The organism is Curtobacterium oceanosedimentum, assembly GCF_040545555.1.
Classification (GTDB): domain Bacteria; phylum Actinomycetota; class Actinomycetes; order Actinomycetales; family Microbacteriaceae; genus Curtobacterium.
Genome location: NZ_JBEPMD010000015.1, coordinates 17,555 through 38,357, shown reverse-complemented (window position 1 = coordinate 38,357; position 20,803 = coordinate 17,555). Strand labels below are relative to the sequence as shown.

The window sequence follows — 20,803 nt, the reverse complement described above, 5'->3', positions numbered from 1 at the left end:
TCACACGGCGAGCAGCACCTTGCCGATGACCTCGCCGTCGCGGACCCGGCGGTGCGCCTCGGCGGCCTCCGCCAGCGGCAGCACCGAGTCGACGACCGGTCGGACGCTGCCGTCGGCGACGAGCGGCCAGACGTGCTCGCGGACGGCAGCGACGATCGCGGCCTTCTCGTCGAGCGGGCGTGCGCGGAGCGTGGTGGCGCTGATGGTCGCGCGCTTCCGCATCATCGCCCCGAAGTCCAGTTCGCCCTTCTGCCCGCTGCCCGCCGCGATCACGGCGATGTGCCCGTTCGGCGCGAGCACCTCGAGGTGCTTCGCCAGGTAGTCCGCCCCGACGACGTCCAGCACGACGTCGACCCCGCGGCCGTCGGTGAAGTCGAGTGCCCGCTCGACGAAGTCCTCGGTGCGGTGGTCCACCACCAGGTCGGCCCCGAGCTCCCGGGACGCGCGGACCTTCCGCTCCCCACCGCTCGTCGCGATCACCCGCGCGCCGAGCGCCTTGGCCCACACCACGGCGTGCGAGCCCATCCCGCCGGTACCGCCGTGCACGAGCAGGGTCTGCCCGGGTCGGAGCCCCGCGATCATCCCCACGTTCGAGTACACGGTGCAGGCCGCCTCGGGCAGGCCCGCGGCCTCGACCAGGTCCACCCCGTCGGGCACGGGCAGCACCTGCGCCGCGGGCACGGCCACGAGCGTCGCGTAGCCACCGCCGGAGAGCAGCGCGCACACCCGGTCGCCCACCGCGAACCCGTCCACGCCGTCGCCGAGCGCGCGGACCGTCCCGGAGACCTCGAGCCCGAGCACCTCGGACGCCCCGGGCGGCGGCGGGTAGTTGCCCGCGACCTGCTGCAGGTCGGCGTTGTTCACCCCGGCCGCCGCCACCTCGACGAGGACCTCGCCGGGGCCCGCCACCGGGTCCGGGTGCTCGTCGAGTCGGAGTCCGCCGTCGTGTGCCGTGATCGCCTGCATGCCTCGACGCTACGCCGGACCCGGCGGCACCCTGCACGGTCGACCTGTAGCGTCGGAGCGGATCCGCGCCCGTCCGGGAGCGCGGACGTGGACAGGGGGACACACATGCCCAGGAAGACCATCGCCGTCGCGACCGCGGCGCTCGCCGTCGCACTGCTCGCCGGCTGCTCGGCCGGAGGCTCGGGGGCCTCGGACGACGACGGCGCCGCGGCTGGTCCGTCGGCGAGCTCGGCGAGCGCTGCGCCGGAGTCTGCGACGCCCGAGGCCGCGTCCCAGAGCAAGGAGGAGGCGTGCACCGTGTTCCAGTCGAAGGTCGAGGCCGCCGCGAAGGACCTGCAGGAGCAGTCGACCGAGTTGCAGGCGGACCCGGCGGCCGCGCTGGCGAAGCTGGACGAGCTCGACCGGTCCGTGGCCGAGGGGGTCTCGTCGGTGCAGAACGCCGAGGTCAAGCCCAAGGCGGAGGCCTTCCAGGCCGCGTACCGCGACCTGCTCGCCCAGGTCGAGGCGATCACCCAGGACCCGGCTTCGGCGGACACGACGGCGTTCTCGGCGTCCGTGCAGGGGCTCGAGGCCGCGAGCAACGACTTCCGCACGGTCTGCCCGCTGTCCTGACCGGACGCGCACGACGACGCCCCGCCCACCGATCGGTGGACGGGGCGTCGTCGTGCGGGGGTCCGGTGCGGATCAGACCGCCGGACGGGCAGCGTCCAGGCGGGCGATGTCCTCGTCGCGGAGCTTCACCGTCGCCGCGACGACCGAGTCGAGGATCGACTGCGGCCGCGACGCTCCCGGGATCGGGATGACCACGTCGCTCTTCTGCAGCTCCCACGCCAGCGCCACGACCTGCGGGGACACGTCGCGCTCGCGGGCGATGACGGCGAAGTCCTCGTACGCGGTGCCCAGGTCGGCCGCCTTCGCGATGCCGCCGAGGGGGCTCCACGGCAGGAACGCGATCCCGAGCTCGTCGCAGAGCTCGAGCTCCGGCTCGCTCGACCGGAACGCCGGCGAGAACTGGTTCTGCACCGAGGCCAGTCGGCCGCCGAGGACCTCGTTCGCCTCGCGGATCTGGTCCGGGTCGGCGTTCGAGATGCCGGCCATCCGGATGACGCCCTCGTCGAGGAGCTCCGCGAGCGCCCCGACCGACTCGGCGTACGGCACGGACGGGTCCGGCCGGTGGAACTGGTACAGGCCGACGGCGTCGACGCCGAGCCGCTTCGCCGAGGCCTTCGCGGCCTCCTTGAGGTACTCCGGCCGACCGTCCTGCGCCCAGGCGCCCGGCTCCGGCCGCAGGTGGCCGCCCTTCGTCGCGACGAGCACCGCGTCGGTGTCGCCGTGGAACTCGCGGATCGCCTTCGCGATGAGCTCCTCGTTGTGCCCGACCTCGTCCTTCGCCGCCTGGTGGTAGGCGTCGGCGGTGTCGATGAGCGTCACGCCGGCCTCGAGGGCCGCGTGGATGGTCGCGATCGCCTGTCGCTCGTCGGGGCGCCCCTCGATCGACATGGGCATCCCGCCCAGTCCGATGGCGCTGACCGACACGTCTCCGATGACTCGTTGCTTCATGCGCCCAGCATGCGCCGCACGTCCGGTCCGACGCCCAGCGTGCGTCGTCCGGACAGGACGGACGGACGGGAGGCGCGTGGCGGCCCGCCACGCGCCTCCCGTCCGTCAGGTGCGCCGCTAGGGGAGCTGCAGGGCGGTCACCTGGCCGGCACCCGTCGTCGGGTCGGTGGCCTGCGCGAACACGACCCCGCCCCAGGTGACGACCACGATCGCCAGGACGAACCCGAGCGCGGCGATCCACAACGACGAGCGTCGACGCACCCAGGCGCCGATCGCGAGCACGACGGTGGCGACCCCGATCACGAACGACCCGCCCGCGGCGATGGCCGCCCCGCCGAGGAACCGGCCGGGCGAGCACCCGGTTGCCGCGTCGCAGCCCGCGGTGGCCGACGCCACCGCGATGATCCCGATGACCACGGTGAGGATCGTGAGCAGGGCACCGGCTGCGAGCAGCAGGACCGTCGACACCCGGTCGGCGATCCGACCGGCCGGGAACAGCGTGGTGCCGCCGCGGACCCACTCGGCGCGCTCGGTGCTGCCCGCGCCGGACTGCGACGGGCCGGACTGCGGACCGGACGGAGGGGACGGGTTCGACCAGGTCATGCGTCCGGTCTACCGCGCCTCGACGCCGAAGGCCCGGGCGAGCCGCTGGATCTTCTGCGCGCGGCCGAGCCGCGGCAGGTCGGAGCCGTCGCGGATGACCTGCCCGCGGGCCTCGAAGTCGTCGAGGAAGTCCTGCGCCCATGCGACGTCGGTCGGCGTGGGGGAGATGACCTCGTTGATGACGGGCAGCTGCTCCGTGTCCAGGCAGAGCTTGCCGGTCAGGCCGAGCGACACCGCCACCTGCGACTGCTCGCGGAGGATCGCGTGCGCCGAGCCGACCGTGGGGCCGTCGATCGGACCGGGCAGGTCGCCCACGCGCGAGGCGACGACGAGCCGCGAGCGCGGGTAGGCCATGGCGAGCGTGTCGGCCGAGGTGCCGGTGTCGCGGCGGTAGTCGCCCGAGCCGAACGCCAGGCGGAACGCGCCCTGGGCCTTCGCGATCGACGTGGCCTCCTCGATCCCGAGCGCCGACTCGACCAGGGCGATCACCGGGGTGTGGCCGCCGAGCCGGTGCCAGGTGTCGGTGACCTGCGCCGGCGACTCGGTCTTCGCGAGCATCACGCCCTGCAGGCCCGGGAGCCCGCGGAGCTCCTCGACGTCGTCCGCCCAGAAGTCCGTCGTCACGTCGTTGATGCGCACCCAGGCCTCGCCCCCGCCGGCGAGCCACGAGGCCACGGTCGTCCGGGCTCCCGGCTTCGCGGCGGGGTCGACGGCGTCCTCCACGTCGAGGATGATCTGGTCGGCGCGCGACCGCTGGGCCCGCTCGAAGCGGTCGGCGGCGGTGCCGGGCACGAGGAGCCACGACCGGGAGATCTCGGCGGGGACCGACCGGCGCCGGTCCGGCCGGGCCGACGAGGGTGCAGGGGCGGACGGGGCGGTGCGGTCGTCGATGGCCATGCCCACGTTGGTACCACACCGGCTGGTCGGACGAGGTGCCGGGCCCGCACGGAAAGCCGGAAACGTCGGGTCATTGCCAGGGAGGCCGCTCGCTTCCGCCTACAGTGTCGGATGTGTGGCGAGACAGGGTGACCGACGGCGCGGACGACGCGGATGACGACGTCCCCGTCCAGGGCGCCGACGCGCCCACGGGCGGACGCGAGCAGCGGGAGGGCGACCGGCCCGACGAGCCGGACCGCACCCTGCGGCCGGAACTGCAGCTCACGAGCCCGCAGGCGATCAGCCTGGGTGACCCGCGCCTCCAGGCCGGCAACGCCGCCGAGCCGACGTGGGACGCCTGGCGGACGCAGCTGACCGGTGTCGGCGGCACCAGCCCGCTCACGCACTTCAGCGACCACCCGCGCGCCCGGATCGAGCTCTCCACCACGCACCCCGGCGGACTCGCACAGTTCATCACCGGCAAGACCACGCTCCTGTCGAGCCTGATCCGCGACGAGGTCGCCCTGCGCGCCGCGCGTGTCGCCGCCGCCCAGGTCGAGGCGAAGGGCACCGAGCTCGCCACCGTGCGCGGCATCGACGCGGTGAAGCTCGGCATCGGCATGGCCGACTGGCAGCACGGCGACGAGCACTTCCGCGGCCCGGTGCTGCTCCGTCCGCTCGCGATCCGTCGGCACGGCCGTGACTTCGAGGTCCGCCTGCTCGGCGAGCCCGTGCTCAACCCGGGTCTCGCCGACGCACTGCACGAGCAGTACGGCGTCATCCTCGACGCCCAGTCGTTCGTCGCGCTCGCGCAGCAGGACGGCTCGTTCACGCCGAACCCCGTCATCGACCGGCTCCGCGGCCTGACCGCGCACATCCCCGGGTTCTCCGTGCACGCGCGCCTGGTCGTCTCGACCTTCGCCGAGGTGGCCAGCGGCATGGTCGAGGACACCGGCGACCTGTCGCACCCGGTGCTCGACGCCCTCGCCGGGAACCCGAGCGCGAAGTGGCAGGTCGAGCAGTCGTACCACCCGGTCGAGCAGACCCCGTCGGACGAGCGCAGCCCGGAGACCGACACGCTGCTGCTCGACGCCGACGACGAGCAGGAGAACGTGATCGCGCAGATCACGGCGGGCAACTCGATCGTCGTGAAGACCCTGCCGGGCACCGGCGGCACGCAGACGATCGTCAACGCGCTCGGTGGCCTGGTCGCCGCGAACAAGCGCGTCCTCGTGGTGAGCCCGCGCCGGGCGACCCTGCGGGGCATCGCCGCGCGCTTCGCCGAGGTGCAGCTGCCCGGAGTCGCCGTGACGCCCGGCACCCTGCGCCGCGACGTCGTCCGGGCCATCGCGCGGAACGAGAAGGCCGCGCGCCCGAACCTCCGCGAGGTCGACGACGCACTGGTCCGGCTCCGCAAGGTCCTGACCGACTACCGCGGCTCGCTGACCCGCGTCGACCCGGACTTCGGCGTCTCGGTGCTCGACTGCCTGGTCGAGCTGTCACGCCTCTCGCTCCTGCCGGTTCCGCCGTCGACGACCGCGCGCCTGTCGAAGCGGTCCGTGACGAGCATGGTCGCGGGGCGTTCGCGCGTCGCCGAGACGATGGTCAGCGCCGCCAACCTGGGCGAGTTCCGCTACGGCCCGGACGACTCGCCCTGGTACGGCGCGAAGTTCGGTTCGAGCGACGGCGCGCAGCGGGCGCACAAGACCGCGAAGGACCTCGACGCCGACGGCCTGCCGACGCTCCTGCGGCGTGCGCACGACCTCGTGGCGTCGACGCACATGCGGCAGTTCACGACGATCAACGAGCTCGGCATCTACCTCCGCCTGCTCACCGAGATCCGGGACACCCTCGACCGCTTCCTGCCCGTCGTGTTCGACCGGTCGGTGTCGGAGCTCGTCGCCGCGACCGCCCCGCGCGGTGAGGGTGCGCCGATGTCGTCGACCAACCGTCGCCGGCTGAAGAAGCTCGCCCGTGAGTACGTCCGCCCGGGCGTGCACGTGTCCGACCTGCACGAGGCGCTCACCCGTGTGCAGCAGCAGCGCGTGCTCTGGCAGCGGTACGTCGCCGCCGGCGTGAATCCCGAGGTGCCCACCGGCATCGGTGACGTGCAGGTGCTCTTCTCGAACGTGGTGCAGGACCTGGCCCGGCTCGACGAGCCCCTCGGCCGGACCGCCCGCGACGAGCAGCTGGCGAACCTGCCGATCGACGAACTCGTCCCGACGGTCGCCCGCCTGGCTGAGGAGTCCGACGTCCTGCACAACCTGCAGGAGCGCACCGAGCTCATGCAGACCCTGCGGGACCTGCAGCTCGAGCCGCTCATCACCGACCTCGCGAACCGCCACGTGCCGGACACCCAGGTGCCGGCCGAGCTCGAGCTCGCCTGGTGGCAGTCCGCGCTCGAGACGATGCTGGAGTCCGACCGGGCGCTGCTCGGCGGCAACACCGACATGCTCGACCGGGTCGAGGCCGACTTCCGGCTCGTCGACGACGCGCACGCGGCCGGGGTCTCCCAGGGCCTGGCGTGGCAGCTCGCCGAGAACTGGAAGGTCGGACTCGTCGACTGGCCGGACGAGGCCACGGCGCTGAAGACGCAGCTCAAGGAGGGCGCGATCACCTCGCGCCTGCTGCAGGACTCCGCGCCGCACCTGTCCCGGTCGATCGCCCCGGTGTGGCTCGCGTCGCCGTACGAGGTGCCCGAGATCGCCGACACGATGCCGTTCGACACGGTGATCCTCGTCGACGCCGGTGCCGTCACCATCGCCGAGACCGTCGGCGCCGTCCGTCGTGCCCGCCAGACCGTCGTCTTCGGCGACCCGGTGACGCAGACGCCGTCGCCCTTCCGGACCGCCGTCGACCCCGACCACCGCGCGCTGCAGGTGGACGAGGGCACCCTCGACGCCCTGCACGCCGACTCCGCGCTCGCGAAGCTCTCGACGCTCCTGCCGACCCTGTCGCTCACGCGGTCGTACCGCGCCGGCGGCGAGGACCTCGCCGAGCTCGTGAATCGTCGCTTCTACGGCGGGCGCATCGAGTCGCTCCCGTGGGCCGGCTCGTTCCTCGGGCACGGCTCGATCGCGATCGACTACGTCAGCGATGGCAAGGCCGTTCCGGACCCCGACTCGGGAGCGGTCGAGAGCGTCGACGCCGAGGTGGACCGCGTCGTCCGGCTCGTCACCGAGCACGCCCGCACCCGGCCGACCGAGTCGCTCATGGTGATCACCGCGTCGGCGAAGCACGCGGTCCGCGTGGAGCAGGCCGTCCTCACCGCTGCGCAGGGCCATAAGGACCTCACCGAGTTCGTCATCGGCGACCGCGCCGAGCCGTTCATCGTCGCGACGCTCGAGCAGTCGGTCGCGCAGAGCCGCGACCGCGTCGTGTTCTCGATCGGCTACGGCCGGACGCCGCACGGGCGCGTGCTGCGCGACTTCGGTCCGCTCGGGAAGCCCGGCGGGGAGCGCCTGCTCGCGGTCGCGATGACCCGGGCGCGCCGCTCGATGGTCATCGTCACGTGCTTCCAGCCGTCGGACATCGAGGCCGAGCGGATGGGCCACGGCACCGTCGCGCTGGCCGAGATCCTCGCCGAGGTCCGCGCCCGCACCGCCGCCGAGTACGTGCCCGACGACTCCGACCCGCTGCTCGTCGACCTCGCCCGGCGCCTCGAGATGCGCGGCATCCCCGTCGCGCTCGGGCACCGCGGCAAGCTCGGCCTGGTGGCCGCACACGGCGGCGTCTGCGTGACGATCGAGACCGACGCGTCGCTCGTCCGTGGCTCGCTCCGCGAGTCGCTGCGTCTCCGCCCCGAGGTGCTGCGTCGTCTCGGCTGGCACTACGTGCGGGTGCACGCCTTCCAGCTGTTCTCCGACCCGGACCGCGTCGCGGACACGGTGGCGTCGGTGCTCGGCGTCGACCGCGGTGCCACGCAGGAGATCTCGATCCCGCCGATCCCCGCCCGCCGGTGAGCACGTCGGATCTCCGCCCCGGCGTGCCCACGTCGGGCCCAGCGCGCCGGTGAGCGGGTCCCGGCGCGCGTCCCGCGCGGCCGGTCCGGTGACGGCGGAGACGGACCAGCTGGTGGGCTCGTGGACGCGGGCCGACGAGGTGACGGAGGACGAGCCTCCCGTCCGTTCCGCGGATGACGGAACCGGAACCGGTGCGGGCGCTGGTGCCGGTGCCGGCGCCAGCGCCGACACGACCGGTCGCCCGGGAGGCGCGCCCCGCCGCACCAGGCGCGTCACCACCGCGCCGGTGCCGGGCTACGACCCGGCCGCGCCGCCGGAACCGGCCCGCCACCGCGACGGCGAGAACGACGCCCAGCTCCTGCGCGACGTGCCCCCGCACTGGTGACGGGTAGCCTGGGGACGATGACTGACACCGCGCGGCAGCGACCCGACTGGCAGACGTGGCCGAACCTGATCACGCTGGTGCGCTTCCTGCTCATCCCGGTGTTCATCGGCTTCGTCGTGTCCGGGCACCCCGGGTGGGCGCTCGTCACGCTCGTCGTCCTCGGCGTCAGCGACTGGGCGGACGGCTTCATCGCACGACGGTTCGACCAGGGCTCGAAGCTCGGCAAGGCCCTCGACCCGATCGCCGACCGCCTGGCGATCATCGCGATCGTGCTGTCGCTCGTGCTCGTCGGGCTGCTCCCGTGGCCGAGCGTCGCGATCATCGTCCTCGTGGACGCGGTGCTCGCGCTGCTGTCCGGCCTGTGGTTCCGCGGCAACCCGGACCTCGACGTCACGTGGACCGGCAAGGTCCGCTCGGCGCTGCTCTTCGTCGGCCTGCCGCTGCTGCTGTTCTCGTCGACGTCCTGGGCGTCGCAGCACGACTGGATCCGCGTGCTCGCGCTCGTGTTCGTCTGGGCGGGCACGATCGGTCACGTGATCGCCGGCGTGCAGTACGCCCGGGCCCTCACCGCGAAGCACCGCGCCGTCGCCCGCACCGCCTGACGACCCCGACCGGTCTTCCTCCTCCGCGGAACGCAACGAAGGCGGCTCCTCGCAGCGGTACACCGCTGCGGGGAACCGCCCACGTTGCGTTCTGCGAGACGGTCAGAGCTTCGTCGAGCCGGCGATCCCCGGACCCTCGGGAGCGGTCGACGGTGCGACGTGCGCGCCACCGCCCGAGTCCGCTGCGACGCCGTTCTGCGTGCGGAGCAGGTCGCGGATCTCGAGCAGCACCTCGACGTCCGTCGGCGGGACGTCCTGCGGCGTCTGCTCCTCGTTCTGCTGCACCCGCTCGAACGCGAGCTTCTTGAGCCGGTTGACGGGCACGACGAGTGCGAAGTACACGACCGCCGCGACGATCACGAAGTTCAGGACCGCGCCGATGATCGCGCCGAACAGGATCTTCGCCGAACCCCCGGAGACGGTGGGGATCGACACGATGAGTGCCTTGTCCAGGCTCGACGCGTTGAAGACCGCGCCGATGAGGGGGTTGATGAGCGAGTTCACGATCGCGGTCACGATGGCCGTGAACGCTGCACCGATGACGACCGCGACCGCCAGGTCGATGACGTTCCCGCGGAGCAGGAACTCCTTGAAGCCCTTCACGCGGGCCTCCTTCCGTGTCGAGGAGACCCCACCGTACCGACGGGGACGAGCCCTCGTCAGGAGGCGCTGGGTGCGGCCGGCTTCGACTCGGTCTTCTTCGGCTCCGCCTTCGCCGGCGTGCTCGACGACGACGAGGAGCCCGACGACCCCTCGCTCTTCGGGGTCGACCGTGAGTCGGTGCGGTAGAAGCCGCCACCGTTGAAGGTGACGCCGACCGGCGAGAACACCTTGCGCAGGGCGCCGCCGCACACGGGGCACTCGGTCAGGGTGGCGTCGGAGAACGACTGCTTGACGTCGAAGGCGTTGTCGCACTCGGTGCAGCGGTACGAGTAGGTGGGCACCCTAGCTCCGGAAGGTGATGATGCGCGACGGCGTGATGATGCCGTCGACGGGTTCGTCGTGGGCCTCGCGCGGGACCTCGTCGAGGTACTCCGCGTCGAAGATCACAGCATAGACGGGCGGCCGGTTCGCCATCGACCCGAGCGTCTTGTCGTAGTAGCCCCGACCCCAGCCCATCCGGCACCCGTCGTGCCCGACCGCCGCGGCCGGGGTGAGGATCGCGTCGACGTCACCGAGCGCGAGCGGGGAGAGCACCTCGCCGACGACCTCGGGCATGCCGTGCAGCCCCTGCTGCTCGGAGACCCCGTCGCCGACGGCCCAGTCGAGCAGGCCGTCCTCGCGCGTGATCGGCAGCAGCACCCGGACACCCTGCTCCTGGGCCCACCGCAGGAAGGGTCGGACGTCGGGCTCGTCGGGCGCCGACAGGTAGAGCGCGAGCGAGCGCACCTGCCGTTCCTCCACGAAGCGCTGCAGCGTCGCGGTCAGGTCCGTCGTGTCGGTGTCGCGCTCCGTCGTGGTCCGGGTGCGCCGCCGCTGCCGGAGCTCGGCTCGCAGGGCGCGCTTCTCGTTCCCGAGGTCGGCGGTCATGGCGGGGAGTCTAGCGAGTGCGGGTTTGCGGCATCCCGCCGTGGCTCGCGCGATGCCGTGTCCCCCGAAAGGCCCATGTCCTGGCTCAGTGGCCGTCCGGTACGTTCGTCGGCATGGGCTTCCAGATTTCGAAGGCGGTGATCCCGGCGGCAGGGCTGGGCACGCGCTTCCTCCCCGCGACCAAGGCGATGCCGAAGGAGATGCTCCCGGTCGTCGACAAGCCGGCCATCCAGTACGTCGTGGAAGAGGCCGTGACCGCCGGCCTGACCGACGTCCTGATGATCACCGGGCGCAACAAGAACGCGCTCGAGAACCACTTCGACCACGTGGCCGAGCTCGAGGAGACCCTCAAGAAGAAGGGCGACCACGAGAAGCTCCAGAAGGTCAACCAGTCGACCGACCTCGCCGACATGCACTACGTCCGCCAGGGCGACCCGCTCGGTCTCGGGCACGCCGTGCTCCGCGCCAAGATGCACGTCGGTCGCGAGCCGTTCGCGGTGCTGCTCGGCGACGACATCATCGACGCCCGCGACCCGCTGCTCAAGCGCATGATCGAGGTCCAGGGCGAGAAGAACGCCACGGTCGTCGCGCTGCTCGAGGTCCCCGAGTCGCAGACTCACATGTACGGCATCGCGACGGTGGAGGAGACCGACACCGACGACGTCGTGAAGATCACCGGCCTGGTCGAGAAGCCCCCGCAGGGCGAAGCCCCCTCGAACCTGGCCATCATCGGCCGCTACGTCATCCGCCCCGAGGTCTTCGACGTCCTCGAGAAGCAGGAGCCGGGCAAGGGCGGCGAGATCCAGCTCACCGACGCGCTCATGAAGATGGCGGGTGCCGAGGAGTGGACCGGCGGCGTGTACGGCGTCGTGTTCCGTGGACGCCGGTACGACACCGGTGACAAGCTGGACTACATCAAGGCGATCGTGCAGCTCGCCTCGGACCGCGACGACCTCGGCCCGGACCTCAAGGCCTGGCTGAAGGACTTCAACGCGGGAGAGTAGCCACCCCGTCACGAACGGGTCCGGGGTCCGCCCCGGGCCCGTTCGTGCGTCCACCCGGCCGACCGCCGGGCACCGGAGGAACCACAGCGATGACGACGATCCCGACCCTGTCCCACGGGCGGGTCACCATCCGGCCCCTCCGGCTCCGGGACACCCGTGACCTCGACGTCGCCCTCGCCACGAACCGCTCGTGGCTGCGGACGTGGGAGGCCACCAACCCCTCCGGGCACGTCTCCACCGACGTCCGCGGCAGCATCCGCGCACTGCAGGCGAACGCCCGCGCCGGACTCGGCCTGCCGTTCGCGATGGAGCTCGACGGCCGCTTCGTCGGTCAGCTCAACGTGTCCGGCATCAGCTACGGGTCGCTGGCGAGTGCGTCCATCGGCTACTGGGTGGTCGAGGGTGCCGCCGGTCACAACGTCACCCCGATCGCGGTCGCGATGGCCGTCGACCACTGCTTCCGTGTCGTCGGCATCCACCGCATCGAGATCTGCATCCGTCCGGAGAACGCACCGAGCCTGCGCGTCGTCGAGAAGCTCGGCTTCCGCTTCGAGGGCCTGCGTCGCCGGTACATCCACATCAACGGCGACTGGCGCGACCACTTCTGCTTCGCCCTCGTCGCAGAAGAGGTGCGCGAGGGCGTCCTCGACCGCTGGGTCGCGGGCCGGGTCCCGCCCGGTGCGGGCAGCGTGCCCGCCGCCGCCCGCGACGAGGCCGCGACACCGCTCGACACCCGACCGCGCATCTGACGGTCCGCCCCGTCACGCCGACGCACCGGCCAGGAGGCTCGCCCCACCGCCCACGGATTCCGCCGCGACTCGCGCAACACGCGTCCGGCAATGGGCGGTCCGGGGAACCCGCACCCCTACCGTGTCCCCATGGCAGGTATCGGCTCCTGGGGCGGCGGCATCGTCCTGCTCATCGCGGCCGTGCTCTGGGTCGTCTACCTCATGCCGTCGTGGGCGGCCCGTCGGCAGTACCTCGCCACCGAACGGAACGCGATCCGGCTGCAGCAGACGCTGCGCATCCTCGCGCAGACCGCCGAGCTCCCCGACGAGGTCCGGGTCGAGATGAACGCGAAGTCCCTCGCCGAGGCGCAGCGCGTCGCCCGGTCCGAGGAGGCCAAGCGTGCCGCGATCGTCCGTGCGCACGAGGCCGCGCGGCAGCGTGAGATCACCCGGCGACTCGCGGAGCAGCAGCCGAAGCTCGAGCGGGCGTCCTCGGTCCCTGCACTGACCGCCATGCGGATGCGGCGCTCCCGGCTCGGGGCGACCCTGTTCGGGACGCTCGGTGTCGTCGTCGCGGCGGTCGTCTTCGTCGTCGCCCCCGGCGCATGGCTCGTCGGGGTCGCCGGGCTCGTCGCCGCCGGTGGGTCCGCAGCGGTCCTCGCACAGCTGCACCAGGTGGCCCAGGCGCGGAAGGCGCGTGCCGCGGCGGGCGCTACGGAGGCGACCCGTGCCTCCCGGCCGTCGACCGCGTGGACGGACCCGGCGCCGCCGCTGTCCACCGAGCAGCCCGCCGAGCCCGCCCGCGACCGGAGCTGGACCCCGGCCCGCGTGCCGAAGCCCCTGTACGTCGAGCGGCCCGCCGTCCCCGCTGCGTCGCCCGAGTCGTCCGCCGAGCTCGCCGCGCGGCTCCGCGAGCGCGTGGCCGAGGCGAAGGCCGAGGCGGAGGCCGAGGCAGCTGCGATCCGGGCGGGCGAGACCGACCCGACGCTCGCGCGGGTGTCGCGGATGCGCTCCGACGTCGAGGACGCCGCGGCGTCGCTGTCCGCGCACGACCAGGGCCGTCTGGCGGAGCGGCTGGGCCTGCGCGCGCCCGCTGCTGCGTCCCGCCCCGCCGCTCCTGCTGCCACAGCTCCTGCTCCCGCGGTGGCCGACGCGACGGCTGCGCCGGAGCCCGAGCAGCCGGCGGCTCCGAGTCGTTGGGCCGGCATGGGCGTCATCGGCGACGAGGCCTACCAGCAGACCGACCTCGATGCGGTCATGCGTCGGCGCCGCGCGGTCTGACACGCCCCTCCGGTGTTCTGGAGTGCGGCGCGCCCGGCGGTGGCGAGCCGATTTCGGTTCGCGCTCCCGGTGGTGCTAGTGTGGTCGAGCACTTGGGGCTATGGCGCAGTTGGTAGCGCGTCTCGTTCGCAATGAGAAGGTCAGGGGTTCGAATCCCCTTAGCTCCACCAAGCAGCAGCGAAGGGCCACCCGATCGGGTGGCCCTTCGTCGTTCCCGGCGGCGAACGCTTCAGCTCGGGATGCTGTCCGTCAGGACGCCGGCCTGCGCGAGTGCCGCGTGGATCGCGTTCGCGGCCTGCTCGAACGCCCGATTGCCCCGCGCCACGCCGAGGGCACCGCCCTTGACCGCCGACCGGCCCGACCCCCGGAGCAGTCGCGCGACCGTCCGGCCGTCGGGCGCGACCATGAGCTGTACGTCGAGTCGCGTGTGGAAGGTCCGGTCGTTCAGCAGCCCGCCGGCGAACAGGGTCAGGCCGAGGCTGCCGCGGGTGGCGAGCAGCGTGCCCTGGTCGCCGTCGGCGACGGTGTAGCCCTCGCGGACGAGGGCGTCACGGACGGTGGCGCGGGTGGATTCGGGATCGGCGGCGACGAAGAAGTCGTGGCTCTCGGGCATGTTCGGTCGGATCCTTCCGGTGGATGGTGTGCTGCCAGCGATCCTGCCGTACCGTCGCCTACCCTGGTCGGGTCATGACTGCTTCGTTCACCCGCCGTTCCCTGCTGTCGCTGGCCGGCGTCGCCGGCATCGGGGTCGCCGTCGCGGCCTGCTCGCGCGGAGACGACGCGTCCCCGGGCGTATCCTCCCGCGCCGGCGGTGAGCCGAGCGGGGCGCCGTCGTCCGGCTCGTCCTCGCGCGCCGTGGCGTCCTCGATCACGCCCGCGCAGGTACCGCTCGCCGGCGGTGTCACCGTGACGGTCACGGGGTCCGGCCTCGCGGCGGTGCGGGGCGTCACGGTCGGCGGGATCGCGGCGCGTGACGTCGAGGCCTCGGCGACGAAGGTGACCTTCACGGCGCCGCACCAGGCGATGTACACGGCCGGGTCGGCCGACGTCGCGCTCTTCACGTCGGCGATCGAGCCGAGTCCCTCCGCGAACCAGTCGTCGGACGGCAACGGGAGCGCGGCGAACGACGGGCAGGCCGGCGCCACGCAGGACCAGGCGACCGCGGACCCGACCCCGACCGCCGCGCCGACGCCGGACGCCTCGACCGCGGTCGCGACGGCCTCGGTGGCCTACGCGGCACTCACGGACGTCGACCGGCAGCTCGAGTACGCGATGCGGCACTGGAAGGACTACAACCTCGCCGAGTACGGCACGATGAACCCGATCGGCGGGGACTGCGCGAACTACGTCAGCCAGACGCTGATCGCCCGCGGGTGGGAACAGCGCGACGACTGGTACAGCCGGTCCGCCGGCGCGCAGCACAGTGCGACGTGGACGTACTGCCCGGCGATGGATCCGTGGATGACGGCGAACGCGGCGACGTTCGGGTTGACCCGCCGGTCCCTCGACGAGCGCGGCAAGGTCAAGGTCGGCGACATCGTGTTCTACGACTGGAACGCCAACCGGTCGCCCGACCACGTGACGATCGTGTCCGAGGTGTTCACCGAGCCGGACGGCACCGTGCGGATCAAGTCGGCGAGCCACAACCAGGACGGGCCGTACCGCGACCTCGACGAGATGATCACCGTGCAGCACCCCGGCGGCACGGCCTGGTTCCACACGTTCGACGCGTAGCGCGCCACCCGGCGCCGCGATCGCGCCCCGCTCAGGGGTACCCGAGGAACCAGAGCAGCACGATCGCGACCGGCTGCAGGCACACGCCGACGACCAGCCACGCGACCGTCCGCCGCCGGGTCCCCGCGAACACGTCGGCCCCGAGCAGCGGCGCCGTCGGCATCAGCAACCGCGGCAGGCTCTGCTGCGGCAGGAACACCGCGACCAGGTAGAGCGCGTACGCGGCGGTGAACGACACGACGTCGACGCCGAGCGCCCGCACACCCCGGCGCGTCCAGAACCACAGCGCACCGGCGAGCACGACGACCACGAGCACGACCCCGATCGCCCCGAGCCACGTCGAGGCCATCGTGAACCACGGTGTCAGCGGCGCGAAGTGCTGCCGCCCGACGAACCCGACCCACCACGACAGCTCGGTCTCGAGGTACGCGTCCGGCCGCCCCGTCACCGCCGAGGCCACGACCGGCCACGCCAGCCCCGCCGCCGCGATCCCGAGCCCCGCGACGACGATCGCCACGGCGTCCCGGACCGGGAGCGCCCGGCGCTCCTGCACGAGCCGCACGACCAGGTGCACGGCGAGGGCCACGGCGAGTGCGAGCACCCCCGGCTTCGTGAACGCGGCCACCAGCCCGAGCGGCAGCACGACCCAGTACCGCCGGCGCACCAGGGCGAGCAGGGCGCCGAAGAGCAGGAGCAGGAAGGTGCTCTCGGCGTAGGCCACCTGCAGCAGGAACCCGGTCGGTGCGAACGCGAACAGCGCCGTCGCCCGGGTCGCCCGACGGTCGTCGGTCACCGCGCGCACCAGCCGCCAGAGCAGGACGCACGCGCCGGCGCCGGCGAGCGTGGCGACGAGCACCCCCGCCGCCCAGAAGGACCCGCCGACGAGCGGCTGCACGACCCGGGCGAGTGCCGGGAACACCGGCAGGAACGCCCACGGGTTCGGCAGCACGTGCCCGTCGGCGTCCGTCGGCAGCGTGGTCGGGTAACCGTGCTCGGCGATGGTCCGGTAGAACGAGGCGTCCCACGACCCGAGGAAGGACAGGAACGTCCCCTCGCGTCGGACCGACGCGAACGGCCAGCCGTTCGCGCGGGCGAGCACCCAGACCGTGAGCAGCAGGACGGTGCTGACCACGCGGGACACCAGCCACACGGCCAGGGGAGCCGTCCACCCGCGGCCCCGTCCCTCCAGACCGGTCACGATCAGGTGGCGGACGCGGGACGGCAGCGCCGGCCGGGAGGCCCGGGTCGTCTCCGCCACGTCGGTCACCGACCGATCCTCCCACCTCCACGGCGGCCGTCCGCTGTCCGGTCCCCGCACCTCCGAGGGATCGCCAGGGTGCCGAGCGTTGCATCAGGCACGTTCCCTGGAAACCAGCGACAGGAGAAATCATGCCCTTCATCACCGTCGGCGCCGAGAACGGCCACGACATCGACCTGCACTACGACGACCTCGGTACCGGCGACCCGGTCGTCCTGATCCACGGCTGGCCGCTCTCCGGCCGTTCGTGGGAGGGCCAGGTCCCGGCGCTCGTCGAGGCCGGCCACCGCGTCATCGCCTACGACCGCCGCGGGTTCGGCCAGTCGTCGCAGCCGTGGGGCGGCTACGACTACGACACGTTCGCCGCGGATCTCGACAAGCTCATCACCGAGCTCGACCTGACGAACGTCACCCTCATCGGGTTCTCGATGGGCGGCGGTGAGCTCGCGCGCTACGTCTCGACCTACGGCACCGCGAAGATCAGGAAGCTCGTCTTCGCGAGTGCGGTGCCGCCGTACCTGTGGAAGTCGGACGACAACCCGGACGGCGCGGTCGACCAGGACCTGGCCGACTGGTTCTCGAACGGCATCACGGGTGACCGTCCGGCGTTCCTGCACCGGTTCGTCGACATGTTCTACACGCCGGGCGGGGAGCCGGGTCTGCTGAAGAAGCCGCTCGTGAGCGACGACCAGCGCGCCTACGACCTGGCGATCGCCGAGCTCGCCTCGCCGAAGGGCACCCTCGACTGCACGGCCGCGTTCGCCACGACCGACTTCCGCGACGACCTGACGAAGGTCGACGTCCCGACGCTCGTGATCCACGGCGACTCGGACGGCATCGTGCCCTTCGAGGCCTCGGGCAAGCGCACCGCCGAGGCGATCCCGAACGCGCAGACGCACGTCATCGAGGGTGGCCCGCACGGGGTGCTCGCCTCGCACAAGGACGAGTGGAACGAGGCGGTCCTGCGCTTCCTGGCGTCCTGACCCCTCCCCCTCCCGCAGGACGCAACGTGGGCGGTTCCTCGCAGCGGTACATCGCTGCGCAGGGCCGCCCACGTTGCGTTTCGCGGAACCCGCTCAGCGCCCCGTGACCGCGGCGCGGATGCGCTCGATCGGGACCTTCGGGGTGCGGTCGGCGTGCAGCAGCCCGTTCGTCTCCTGCATCGTGTCCGTCAGCTGCGTCCAGCACGACCCGGCCAGGAACGAGCTCGCCCGGACCCCGTCGTAGAGCGCCGTGATCCGCGCGACCCAGTCGTCACCGTCGACGGCCGAGGTGTACCCCCACCCCCACCCGTCCTCGCGCTTCGCCCCGGGTTGGAAGTCCACGCCGCCGAACTCCGTGAGCATGACCGGTTGCCCCTGGTCCACCGCGCCGCCCACGAGGATCCGCCGATCAGCGGGCCCCCGCCCGCCGAGCAGCGTCGTCCGTGCGGCATCGTCGGCGTAGGTCGCCGCGAGCTCGGCCCCGTCGCCCTCGTAGTCGTGCACGGTGACGATGTCCGAGTTGGTGTGCTCCCACCCGTCGTTCGAGATCACCGGCCGGGTCGGGTCGAGGGCCCGGGTGACGTCGGCGAGCGACCGGGCGTAGGCCTGCTGCGCCGGGTCCGTCGCGATGTGCTGCACGCCCCAGCTCTCGTTCGCCGGCACCCAGGTGACGATCGACGGGTGCGAGGCGTCGCGCTCGACGGCGTCCATCCACTCCCGCACGAGTCGCTGCACGGCGAGCGGGGAGAACGCGTAGGCACCGGGGGCCTCACCCCAGACGAGCAGCCCGAGCCGGTCCGCCCAGTACAGGAACCGCGGGTCCTCGATCTTCTGGTGGTTCCGCGCGGCGGTGAAGCCGAGCTCCTTGATGAGCTCGACCTCGCGGCGGAGTGCCTGCCGCGACGGCGCCGCCAGGTGCGACTCCGGCCAGTAGCCCTGGTTGAGCACGCTGCGGACGTCGTAGGCGCGGCCGTTCAGCAGGAAGACGCCGCCGTCGACGCCCACGGTGCGGACCCCGAAGTACGACGACACGGCGTCCAGGGGCTCGCCGCCCTCGGCCGGCAGCAGCGTGGCGACGGCGTCGACCAGGCGCGGAGTCTCGGGGGTCCACACGAGCTCGTCCTCGGCCTGGCCGTTGTGCTGCCGGGCGACCGGCACGACGACCTCGACCTCGTGGGCGTTCGCGGGGACGGTCGTCTCCACCGTCGCCAGGTCCTCGTCGCCCTCGTGCCAGCGTGCCGCGACCCGGACGCGTGCGCCGACCGGGCGCTCGCCGGCGAGCCGGACGGTCAGCCGCACCGTCGCGTGGTCGACGTTCGTCCACCGCAGGGCCCCGATCGACGCGGTCGGCACGGCCTCGAGCCAGACCGTCTGCCAGATCCCGGTGGTGCGGCGGTACCAGATCGCGTGCGGGTGCTCGTGCCAGTCCTGCTTGCCGCGCGGCTGCGTGACGTCGTGCGGATCGTCCTCGGCGCGGACGACCAGGGTGTGCGTGGCGTCGGGGTCGGTGCCGAGCGCCTCGGTCACGTCGAGCGTGAAGGGGGTGTGCCCGCCCTCGTGCTCGCCGATGAACTGTCCGTCGACCCAGACCCGGGCGCGGTGGTCGACGGCGCCGAAGTGCAGCAGGAGCCGGGGTGCCGCGTCGCCGTACCCGGCGGCGTCGAGCTCGGCGCGGGTGACCGTCCGGGCGTACCAGACCACGGGGTGGAACCCGGGCTCGTCGATGCCCGACGCCGGTGACTCGGGCGGGAACGGCACGGTGATGTCCCGGGCGTCCGGGAACCCGGTGCGCCAGGCCGGGTCGTCGCCCGTGTTCCGGAACGACCACGTCCCGTCGAGGTCCGCCCACGCACCGCGGAGCATCTGCGGTCGGGGGTACGAGCCGTCCTGGTCGGAGGCGCGCGGGAGCGGGGGCAGTGGGGCGGCGACGGTGCCGTCGAGCGAGGTCATGCCTCCATGCTGGCCGCTCGGTACATCGTTGTACAGCAGAGTGGACGAACCGGCCGGCCACGACTCGGGGCGCACCCCGGGACCGGCGCGTACCGTTCGCTGCATGAGCGCCGAGGCACCCGAGCACGTCGACGACCGCACGCTGGAGGGCTGGATCGCACGCCAGCGCTGGTACGCCGCGAAGGGTGGGACCCCGGCGCTGCGCACCGTCGCCGAGACCGACGGCACGCGACTCGTGCTCGACGACGCCGCGACCGGGCCGGTCCTCTACCAGGTGCCCGTCGTCGGCAGCTCCGACGGCGCCGCGGACCCCGTCGACGCCACCACGGACACCGACTGGGTCCGGCAGCTCGCAGCGCGCATCGACGTCGCCCCCGAGAGCCTCCGCCCGATCGGCGAGGTCACCGCGTCCCGGGTGCTGTCCGGGGAACAGTCGAACACCTCGGTCATCTGCGACACCGCGTCCGGCGACCGGGTCATCGTCAAGGTCTTCCGGGTGCTCCACCACGGCGACAACCCCGACGTCACCACGCAGCTCGCTCTCTCGGCCGCGGGTAGCGAGCGCGTGCCGACCGTGTACGGCGCGCAGCGGGCGACCTGGCCCGACCCGGGCCGTCCCGACGGCACGGCGACCGGGCACCTCGCGTTCGCGCAGGAGTTCCTGCCCGGCCTCGAGGACGCCTGGCGCGTCGCCCTGGCCGACGCCCGGACCGGCACCCCGTGGGACGACCAGGCCGCAGCACTCGGCGAGGCGCTCGCCGAGGTGCACCGCACGCTCGCCACCGCCCTGCCGACCGAACCGGCCGACGAGCCCCGCCGCGAGGCCGCGGTCGCGACGATGCGGGCCCGGCTCGACGCCGCCGTCCGCGAGGCCCCGGCCGTCGAGCCGCACGTCGATGCCATCCGTGCGGTGTACGACCGGGCCGCCGCCGCGCACTGGCCCGACCTGCAGCGCATCCACGGCGACCTGCACCTCGGCCAGGTGCTCGCTGCACCGGAACCCCGTGGATGGGTGTTCCTCGACTTCGAGGGGGAGCCGCTCCGCCCCCTCGCCGAGCGGTCGCTGCCCGACTCGACGCTCCGTGACGTCGCCGGGATGCTCCGGTCCTTCGACTACGTCGCCGGCGCGCTCGCGCACGACGTCGAGTTCGTCGACGCGGGCGCCTGGGCGCAGGCGGCACGACAGGCGTTCCTCGACGGCTACCGCCGGGGCACCGGCGGCGACCTGACCGAGCACCGCGCACTGCTCGACGCCTTCGAGCTCGACAAGGCCGTCTACGAGGTGGTCTACGAGACCCGGAACCGCCCCGACTGGGCCGGCATCCCGCTGGCCGCGGTCGCGCGGCTGGCCGCTGACGGCGCAGCCTGACCCGCTGACGGA

General features: G+C 73.0%; 19 protein-coding genes and 1 tRNA gene. 10 read left to right on the top strand and 10 right to left on the bottom strand.

The features are described from left to right. Positions 1-966 (bottom strand): NAD(P)H-quinone oxidoreductase, encoded by a 966-nt coding sequence (locus ABIC52_RS14100; protein WP_354027630.1) that lies wholly within the window; start codon positions 964-966, stop codon positions 1-3. A gap of 105 nt (positions 967-1,071) precedes the next feature. Here ABIC52_RS14100 and ABIC52_RS14095 point away from each other — a divergent pair, with 105 nt between their 5' ends. Next, positions 1,072-1,578 (top strand): hypothetical protein, encoded by a 507-nt coding sequence (locus tag ABIC52_RS14095; RefSeq protein ID WP_126891998.1) that lies wholly within the window; start codon positions 1,072-1,074, stop codon positions 1,576-1,578. Positions 1,579-1,650: 72 nt separating this feature from the next. Here ABIC52_RS14095 and ABIC52_RS14090 read toward each other — a convergent pair whose 3' ends face one another. From ABIC52_RS14090 to ABIC52_RS14080, 3 genes are all read right to left on the bottom strand, one after another. Next, complete coding sequence (locus tag ABIC52_RS14090; RefSeq protein WP_354027629.1) at positions 1,651-2,526, bottom strand: aldo/keto reductase; 876 nt, start codon at positions 2,524-2,526, stop codon at positions 1,651-1,653. A 117-nt stretch (positions 2,527-2,643) separates the two neighbouring features. Next, positions 2,644-3,129 carry a DUF6264 family protein gene (locus ABIC52_RS14085; protein ID WP_354027628.1) on the bottom strand — a complete coding sequence of 162 codons (486 nt, stop codon included), beginning with the start codon at positions 3,127-3,129 and terminating at the stop codon, positions 2,644-2,646. Between the two features lie 9 nt (positions 3,130-3,138). Continuing rightward, complete coding sequence (locus ABIC52_RS14080) at positions 3,139-4,026, bottom strand: HpcH/HpaI aldolase/citrate lyase family protein (RefSeq protein WP_174234740.1); 888 nt, start codon at positions 4,024-4,026, stop codon at positions 3,139-3,141. Positions 4,027-4,139: 113 nt separating this feature from the next. On the opposite strand from ABIC52_RS14080, the gene ABIC52_RS14075 reads away from it, so the two are divergent. Both ABIC52_RS14075 and ABIC52_RS14070 read left to right on the top strand, forming a co-directional pair. Beyond that, positions 4,140-7,967, top strand: coding sequence for an AAA family ATPase (locus ABIC52_RS14075; RefSeq protein WP_354027627.1), 3,828 nt, complete (start codon positions 4,140-4,142; stop codon positions 7,965-7,967). 402 nt (positions 7,968-8,369) lie between these two features. Beyond that, a complete protein-coding gene (locus ABIC52_RS14070; protein WP_126891995.1) occupies positions 8,370-8,954 on the top strand; it encodes a CDP-alcohol phosphatidyltransferase family protein in 585 nt (194 codons plus the stop codon). Positions 8,955-9,056: 102 nt separating this feature from the next. Here the strand turns inward: ABIC52_RS14070 and mscL are convergent, their stop codons facing one another. The 3 genes from mscL to ABIC52_RS14055 are packed head-to-tail and all read right to left on the bottom strand — an operon-like array spanning position 9,057 to position 10,484. Further along, positions 9,057-9,557: a large conductance mechanosensitive channel protein MscL gene (gene mscL / locus ABIC52_RS14065; protein ID WP_126891994.1), complete on the bottom strand. Its 501-nt coding sequence runs from the start codon at positions 9,555-9,557 to the stop codon at positions 9,057-9,059. Between the two features lie 56 nt (positions 9,558-9,613). Next, complete coding sequence (locus ABIC52_RS14060) at positions 9,614-9,898, bottom strand: FmdB family zinc ribbon protein (protein ID WP_126891993.1); 285 nt, start codon at positions 9,896-9,898, stop codon at positions 9,614-9,616. Position 9,899: 1 nt separating this feature from the next. Further along, entirely contained in the window at positions 9,900-10,484 is a 585-nt protein-coding gene (locus ABIC52_RS14055; RefSeq protein WP_126891992.1) for a 5-formyltetrahydrofolate cyclo-ligase, read from the bottom strand. Between the two features lie 113 nt (positions 10,485-10,597). Here ABIC52_RS14055 and galU point away from each other — a divergent pair, with 113 nt between their 5' ends. The 4 genes from galU to ABIC52_RS14035 all read left to right on the top strand — a co-directional run bounded on the left by galU (position 10,598) and on the right by ABIC52_RS14035 (position 13,667). Beyond that, entirely contained in the window at positions 10,598-11,488 is an 891-nt protein-coding gene (gene galU, locus ABIC52_RS14050) for a UTP--glucose-1-phosphate uridylyltransferase GalU (protein ID WP_126891991.1), read from the top strand. Between the two features lie 89 nt (positions 11,489-11,577). Then, on the top strand, positions 11,578-12,237 hold the full coding sequence (locus ABIC52_RS14045; protein ID WP_126891990.1) for a GNAT family N-acetyltransferase: 660 nt from the start codon (positions 11,578-11,580) through the stop codon (positions 12,235-12,237). Positions 12,238-12,366: 129 nt separating this feature from the next. Continuing rightward, positions 12,367-13,497, top strand: a complete 1,131-nt coding sequence (locus ABIC52_RS14040) for a hypothetical protein (protein ID WP_354027626.1) — start codon at positions 12,367-12,369, stop codon at positions 13,495-13,497. A 94-nt stretch (positions 13,498-13,591) separates the two neighbouring features. Further along, a tRNA-Ala gene (locus tag ABIC52_RS14035) sits at positions 13,592-13,667 on the top strand. Between the two features lie 59 nt (positions 13,668-13,726). Here ABIC52_RS14035 and ABIC52_RS14030 read toward each other — a convergent pair. Continuing rightward, positions 13,727-14,110 (bottom strand): hypothetical protein, encoded by a 384-nt coding sequence (locus ABIC52_RS14030; protein WP_209680239.1) that lies wholly within the window; start codon positions 14,108-14,110, stop codon positions 13,727-13,729. A 74-nt stretch (positions 14,111-14,184) separates the two neighbouring features. Here ABIC52_RS14030 and ABIC52_RS14025 point away from each other — a divergent pair, with 74 nt between their 5' ends. Further along, entirely contained in the window at positions 14,185-15,231 is a 1,047-nt protein-coding gene (locus tag ABIC52_RS14025; protein ID WP_209680237.1) for an amidase domain-containing protein, read from the top strand. 31 nt (positions 15,232-15,262) lie between these two features. On the opposite strand, the gene ABIC52_RS14020 is transcribed toward ABIC52_RS14025, so the two are convergent. Beyond that, positions 15,263-16,498, bottom strand: coding sequence for a mannosyltransferase family protein (locus ABIC52_RS14020; protein WP_354027625.1), 1,236 nt, complete (start codon positions 16,496-16,498; stop codon positions 15,263-15,265). Positions 16,499-16,620: 122 nt separating this feature from the next. Here ABIC52_RS14020 and ABIC52_RS14015 point away from each other — a divergent pair, with 122 nt between their 5' ends. Continuing rightward, the gene (locus tag ABIC52_RS14015; RefSeq protein WP_126892570.1) at positions 16,621-17,472 is read left to right on the top strand and encodes an alpha/beta fold hydrolase; all 852 of its coding nucleotides are present in this window, start codon (positions 16,621-16,623) and stop codon (positions 17,470-17,472) included. Between the two features lie 93 nt (positions 17,473-17,565). Here the strand turns inward: ABIC52_RS14015 and ABIC52_RS14010 are convergent, their stop codons facing one another. Continuing rightward, entirely contained in the window at positions 17,566-19,422 is a 1,857-nt protein-coding gene (locus ABIC52_RS14010; protein WP_354027624.1) for a glycoside hydrolase family 2 protein, read from the bottom strand. A gap of 103 nt (positions 19,423-19,525) precedes the next feature. On the opposite strand from ABIC52_RS14010, the gene ABIC52_RS14005 reads away from it, so the two are divergent. Next, positions 19,526-20,791 carry a phosphotransferase gene (locus tag ABIC52_RS14005; RefSeq protein ID WP_354027623.1) on the top strand — a complete coding sequence of 422 codons (1,266 nt, stop codon included), beginning with the start codon at positions 19,526-19,528 and terminating at the stop codon, positions 20,789-20,791. The last annotated feature ends 12 nt before the right edge of the window (positions 20,792-20,803 follow it).

Bases quoted from the DNA above. Each gene is read 5' to 3' on its own strand.
- ABIC52_RS14090 (WP_354027629.1), bottom strand. From the start codon at position 2,526: ATGAAGCAACGAGTCATCGGAGACGTGTCGGTCAGCGCCATCGGACTG.
- ABIC52_RS14040 (WP_354027626.1), top strand. From the start codon at position 12,367: ATGGCAGGTATCGGCTCCTGGGGCGGCGGCATCGTCCTGCTCATCGCG.
- ABIC52_RS14010 (WP_354027624.1), bottom strand. From the start codon at position 19,422: ATGACCTCGCTCGACGGCACCGTCGCCGCCCCACTGCCCCCGCTCCCG.
- ABIC52_RS14100 (WP_354027630.1), bottom strand. From the start codon at position 966: ATGCAGGCGATCACGGCACACGACGGCGGACTCCGACTCGACGAGCAC.
- ABIC52_RS14070 (WP_126891995.1), top strand. From the start codon at position 8,370: ATGACTGACACCGCGCGGCAGCGACCCGACTGGCAGACGTGGCCGAAC.
- ABIC52_RS14015 (WP_126892570.1), top strand. From the start codon at position 16,621: ATGCCCTTCATCACCGTCGGCGCCGAGAACGGCCACGACATCGACCTG.
- ABIC52_RS14030 (WP_209680239.1), bottom strand. From the start codon at position 14,110: ATGCCCGAGAGCCACGACTTCTTCGTCGCCGCCGATCCCGAATCCACC.
- ABIC52_RS14045 (WP_126891990.1), top strand. From the start codon at position 11,578: ATGACGACGATCCCGACCCTGTCCCACGGGCGGGTCACCATCCGGCCC.
- ABIC52_RS14095 (WP_126891998.1), top strand. From the start codon at position 1,072: ATGCCCAGGAAGACCATCGCCGTCGCGACCGCGGCGCTCGCCGTCGCA.
- ABIC52_RS14025 (WP_209680237.1), top strand. From the start codon at position 14,185: ATGACTGCTTCGTTCACCCGCCGTTCCCTGCTGTCGCTGGCCGGCGTC.
- ABIC52_RS14055 (WP_126891992.1), bottom strand. From the start codon at position 10,484: ATGACCGCCGACCTCGGGAACGAGAAGCGCGCCCTGCGAGCCGAGCTC.
- ABIC52_RS14085 (WP_354027628.1), bottom strand. From the start codon at position 3,129: ATGACCTGGTCGAACCCGTCCCCTCCGTCCGGTCCGCAGTCCGGCCCG.
- ABIC52_RS14005 (WP_354027623.1), top strand. From the start codon at position 19,526: ATGAGCGCCGAGGCACCCGAGCACGTCGACGACCGCACGCTGGAGGGC.
- galU (WP_126891991.1), top strand. From the start codon at position 10,598: ATGGGCTTCCAGATTTCGAAGGCGGTGATCCCGGCGGCAGGGCTGGGC.
- ABIC52_RS14080 (WP_174234740.1), bottom strand. From the start codon at position 4,026: ATGGCCATCGACGACCGCACCGCCCCGTCCGCCCCTGCACCCTCGTCG.